4 protein-coding genes are annotated in these 5,069 nt (G+C 48.6%); 1 reads left to right on the plus strand and 3 read right to left on the minus strand.

From position 1 onward, the window contains the following. Positions 1-217: 217 nt before the first annotated feature. From JGK22_RS32440 to JGK22_RS32450, 3 genes are all read right to left on the minus strand, one after another. The gene (locus tag JGK22_RS32440; RefSeq protein WP_293184334.1) at positions 218-1,114 is read right to left on the minus strand and encodes a CoA-binding protein; all 897 of its coding nucleotides are present in this window, start codon (positions 1,112-1,114) and stop codon (positions 218-220) included. An 84-nt stretch (positions 1,115-1,198) separates the two neighbouring features. Then, entirely contained in the window at positions 1,199-2,428 is a 1,230-nt protein-coding gene (locus JGK22_RS32445; protein WP_293208027.1) for a succinate--CoA ligase subunit beta, read from the minus strand. A 617-nt stretch (positions 2,429-3,045) separates the two neighbouring features. Beyond that, complete coding sequence (locus tag JGK22_RS32450) at positions 3,046-4,569, minus strand: glycosyltransferase family 2 protein (protein ID WP_293218882.1); 1,524 nt, start codon at positions 4,567-4,569, stop codon at positions 3,046-3,048. 223 nt (positions 4,570-4,792) lie between these two features. On the opposite strand from JGK22_RS32450, the gene JGK22_RS32455 reads away from it, so the two are divergent. Further along, complete coding sequence (locus JGK22_RS32455) at positions 4,793-4,981, plus strand: hypothetical protein (RefSeq protein ID WP_293277414.1); 189 nt, start codon at positions 4,793-4,795, stop codon at positions 4,979-4,981. Positions 4,982-5,069: the final 88 nt, after the last annotated feature.

A 5,069-nucleotide genomic window follows, 5' to 3' on the forward strand; every position in this document is an offset into this window, starting at 1 on the left:
AACTTACAGTTTTTATTGTTCTTGTGGGATGGGCGTCCCGCCCGTCCCGAAAAGACGGGCGGGACGCCCATCCCACAAACTTGTGTAAGTTATTAAATTGTCGTTCCTAAGAAGCGCGGACTAAACTCCGAACGATCAAACTAAGAAGCGCGGACTAAAGTCCTTACTACAAACCAAAAAACGCGGACTAAAGTCCTTACTACAAACCAAGAAGCAATTAATTTTTCTTGAGCAACTTCTTGAGCAACTTGGGAACCTCCGAAGGCCGAGCAGCTACGGGTATTTCCGCCTCTTCAAAGGCAGCCATTTTGTTCTCTACCGTAACACCAAAGGCTTTCTGGGCAGCAGCCCGAGAACTGATCAGGATGCCGGCATGGCCCAAGGACGGGCCCTTGGGAACGTAGCGGCCTGCCAAATAAGCAACCACAGGTTTGTCGATCGCCGAAGCGATGTAAGAAGCAGCAGCTTGTTCGCTCCAACCGCCAACTTCCCCAATTAAAACCATCGCCTCCGTACTGTCATCTTCGTCCAAAAGTTGCAGCCACTGCATAAAAGAAGAACCCACAATCGCGTCGCAGCCAATACAAACCGCCATCGACTGTCCCAAACCTGCCTCAGTCAGTTCGAGAGCAACTTCGTAAGTCAAAGTGCTGCTGCGGCTGATTACCCCGATCGAACCCGGAGTGTAGAATTCCTTGGGGTGAGTTCCCAGCAGCAGTTTGTCAGGGACAATAATCCCCGGACTGTTGGGCCCGATCACTAAAGTTTCTGTGGCCTCTGCCTTTCTGACTAAGCGCACCATATCCAGAGGAGGCACTCCCTCAGTGACGATCGCGATTTGCCTAATTCCGGCGGCGATCGCTTCTAGAGCCGCATCCAGCACCCAGTAAGCCTCTACCAAAATTACCGTAGTGTCAACATGACCCACTGCCGCCACAGCTTCTTCTACCAAATCAAAAATAGGAATTCCCTCCAACTCCTGCCCTCCCCTACCGGGACTGACACCGGCGACTACATTAGTGCCGTATGCCTTCATCATCAGGGCGGCGCGCGTTGAGGCGGGAGATTCTGTAATGCCCTGTACTAGGACTTTGCTTTCAGGAGTTAAATTCATTTTTTCCTAGTTAAAACTCGATCTTTCAAAAGCAGAAGGCTTTCATATGTTGTCCAGAGTTCTCGTTTTGCCGATCGACTGTCGCTACTTGGCAGATGATACAGCTTGAGCCGCAGCTTCATCTAAAGTGCTAGCTAGCTGCACGGGCAACTGTCCGAAACGCTTTTTAACAGCATCAGCATCGATCTCTACCAGGCGCAGCACAACTTGAATGTGCCGGTTGGCGCGAGCTTTTCGTTCCAAATAGCCCGCTATGGCGGTGATGATTTCCTCGCTCTTGGAAGCACTGTCCAAAATATTTACAAGTATCACCTTAACGCTTTTATCCTGAGCGACCAACTCCAGACCCAACTCGGTGCGATCGCGCAGGGCATTTACTGCATCGTAACGATCTAAAGAACCCAGGTTGACAAAATTAGCCGGTTTTCCTCGTTGGTGAGCTACAGCATCCAGAGTTGCCATTGTCAGGCCCACTCCGTTGCACAAAATCCCGACATTCCCGTCTAGTTCCACTAATTCCAGAGATGCGGAATTCGAGATTGGGGATTGAGGTTTGGAGTCAAACTGATCCGGCGACTGCTGCGACTTTGAGTTGGAATTCCGGCGATCGCCCCCATAGGCATTTCTGCTGTCCCCTCCCAACCCGCTGAAGAGCTTTTTACCCGAGAGTATTACCAAGTCTGGATGCCGCCCCAAGGCATCGTCGTTGGCGCTGACTTTACCGTCTAAAGCCATTAACTCTCCTGTTGGACTGATGCCGAGAGGATTGATTTCTACTAAATCTAAATCCTTTTGGACAAACAGCCGATACATTTTCTCGACAATTGTACTCACCGATTGAATCAAATCTCCCTGCAATCCCATTTTCAGCATCAGACGCCTCGCGTAGAAAGGCGAAAATTCCTGATCTACGGCAACTTGCTGCATTTGGTCGATCGACCCTTCGACATCCATACCTCCTTGTCTGGAGCCCAGAAGTACCGGGCGGCGGGCGATCGGGTCTAGGAGTACGGCTAAGTACAATTCTTGGTCAGCGTTGTACTTTGCTTCTGCTAACAGGACTTGCGGATATTCATCCTCGATCGGCAAATTAAAAATTGTTTGAGCCGCAGCAACTGCGTCGATCGTATTTTCCACAAATTTAATGCCACCCGCCCGGCCTCGTCCCCCAGCCCGCACTTGCGACTTCAGGACAACTGGGTAAGGAATTTTCAGCCCTTTGAGATCGGCGGGTTTGTCAATCCGCTGCGACGGCAAAATCGGAATTGCCATCTGACGAAATAAAGATTTGGCTTGGTACTCTAACAAATCCATTTTTAATAACGGGTGACGGGTATTTGGCAACAAGCAATTCGTCGTTTTTGGCAATTCATTATTAATAGATAATAATTGGCTTTATGTCAAGTTAAAAATTAAAAGTTATGGTTTTTATCTCTTTTGATTCTCAACTTTGTATATTGCCGATTACTTATGTAGTATTCCTGGCATATCACTTGTTACCAGAAAGATTCGCGGACGTTGTTGGGAAGAAGGCCCTATACGTCTGGGTGGTTTATAAGCTGTCAATTATACCTCATCTTTTTGAGAAAGGCTATATCACTTATTACGCTATTTTGTACTTTTTGTTTTGCGATCGACAATTGCAAGATTTGACTAGCTTGGGCGGGACAGAGTAGGGAGATGGTTAGTAGTTGTTTTTTCTTCGGAGTTTTGGCAATACTGTTTCCAGATATTTCTGGGAGCTAATTATCAATTGATTACAAGTAAATTAATCTAATCAAGCATCAAATACGACTTGCTTTTAAGCTTGTCATGTGTATTTTATCCCTTTTCCTCAATAACTAATAACTCCTTCCCAATAACTAATGACTCCTTCCCAATAAATAATGACTAATGACTTCTTCCTTCTGTCAACTGTCAACTGTCAACTGTCAACTTTCAACTGTCAACTTAGCAGTGCCTTGATGAACAGTTTTAACCCATTTCAGCCGCTTGGGACGCACCGAAATCCGAGCCGTCACAATCCCTACCAGCAGCCAGTGCAACATATACACAGTACCCCGCAGCGTTTGCAGCAAGGTGACAAAAACTCTTTTAATGTCAAATTTAGTCTCTTTGCGAGTGCGCCGCAAACCGACAAACATTCCCACCACGGACAAAGTAAGAGTCATCACAGTTATCGGACTGGCGATCGGCATCCGGCGCAGCGCAATTGACATCAAAAAGTCAGGCAGCGCTACTGTCGGCAAGAAATATTGAGATACCCAAAATCCAAATAAATCCCAAGTTTTCCCAGTTCCCATCCGGTTCCGCAAAATTAGCTGCCAGTAGTCAAGATAACGCTGATAGCCACCTTCTGCCCACCGATTGCGCTGGTGCCACAGGGCGCGAGCGTTGGTAACTCCTTCTTCTGACACGGCTGGGAAAGCCAGAAATTCAATGTCCCACTGGTCTAGGTGGAGCCTCACGGTCAAATCCAGGTCGTCGGTAATGGTTTCCTCGTTCCAGCCGCCACAGCTTTCTAAGGCAGTGCGGCGCATGAATTGGCCGTTACCGCGCAATTCTCCAATGCCGCCGATCGCAATCCGTTGCTGCTGGAAAAAACTGTCGAGAGCCATTTCTGCTTCTTGGCCGCGAGTCCACACATTTACTGCTGCATTGGCGATCGCCTTTCTGACTTGCACCGCCCCTACCTTTTGTCTCTCGAACACCGGCAGCACCCGGCGCAGCAAATCCGGCGTTACCGTCGCGTCGGCGTCAAATATTCCCACAAATTCCCCGCGAGTCAGCGGCAAAACTTCATTCAGGGCTCCCGACTTGCCACCGCTGGCATTTGCTCCTCTGCTAAATACTTTGAGCTGCGGGTACTGTTTGGTTAGCTGTTCCAATACTAGCGCCGTGCCGTCGCTGCTGCGATCGTCGATCGCCCAAACTTCGTAACGGTCGATCGGGTAATCTAGATTGCAGATTGATTGTACGAATCGGGCAATCACCGCTTCCTCATTTTTCGCTGCCACCAGCAGCGACACGTAGGGCCAATCCTCTCGATTTTCATCGGCCAGAGGCGGCAGTGCGGGCTTGGGATGGGCAAACAACACTCGAAATGCTTGCATCCACAGCAGTCCCGTCAAACCCCACACTACCCACGCACCCCAAGAAATCAAGTGTAGGGCGATCGTGCCACCCCAAATCGCAGTCAGCAACGCGGCGGCTTTTCCCCGCCGTCCCCGGTACAGATTTTGAGGAAAAGAGGGAGATCCCGGCACAGACACCGCCACCGGGAGCTCTGATGAAGTTTCCGCGTCAAACACCCTGTCGCCAATGTCTGGGATGCCAAATATTTTGCCGAGCTTGGAGTTCGAGGTCAAACTCTTGAGCTCTTCTTGAGCTAGATCGGGGATGTCCAACTTAAGCTCGCTGCGAGTGTCGTTTTCCGGCCAAGAACTCTCCTGCATAAGTTACTTGATTCAACCACCAATAGTTTTTGATTTTAGAGATAAGTATCCACTGTACCAGTTTCTGGGCTTTTGTCGAAAGCTGACCAAGAATTGATTGATGGTACCCGCCACGTGATTTATCCGTGGAATCAATCCCAAATCGAAAATCGAAAATCCTCTTTTCCCCCGAATTTATCCGTGGGGTGGCCTCTAAAATCTAAAATCTAAAATCTAAAATCGATTGACCGGAGCTCGTTTGTGCGCGATCGCCCAAGAGTACGGCACTGCTAAACTGGAATTGCATAGAGTATTGGGGATGATTCATCCAAAAACGGATACCAGCCAGCGACTTAAGTCATTCGCCACGCCAAATTTTAGACTCCTGTTCAAACTCGCCACTTCAGCAGATTCATCTGTTCGGCTCTCCTGACTTTATGGTGTATAATGTAACAAACAATACATTTACTGTCATGGACTTTTATTTAGACTATCTATTAGACTTGCCTGGAGTCAAGATT

This window comes from Microcoleus sp. PH2017_08_TRC_O_A, from assembly GCF_020738665.1.
In the GTDB taxonomy this organism is placed as follows: domain Bacteria; phylum Cyanobacteriota; class Cyanobacteriia; order Cyanobacteriales; family Microcoleaceae; genus Microcoleus.

What these genes read in the sequence shown, in the direction of transcription:
- JGK22_RS32450 (WP_293218882.1), bottom strand. Translation starts at nt 4,569, where the DNA reads ATGCAGGAGAGTTCTTGGCCGGAAAACGACACTCGCAGCGAGCTTAAG.
- JGK22_RS32440 (WP_293184334.1), bottom strand. Translation starts at nt 1,114, where the DNA reads ATGAATTTAACTCCTGAAAGCAAAGTCCTAGTACAGGGCATTACAGAA.
- JGK22_RS32445 (WP_293208027.1), bottom strand. Translation starts at nt 2,428, where the DNA reads ATGGATTTGTTAGAGTACCAAGCCAAATCTTTATTTCGTCAGATGGCA.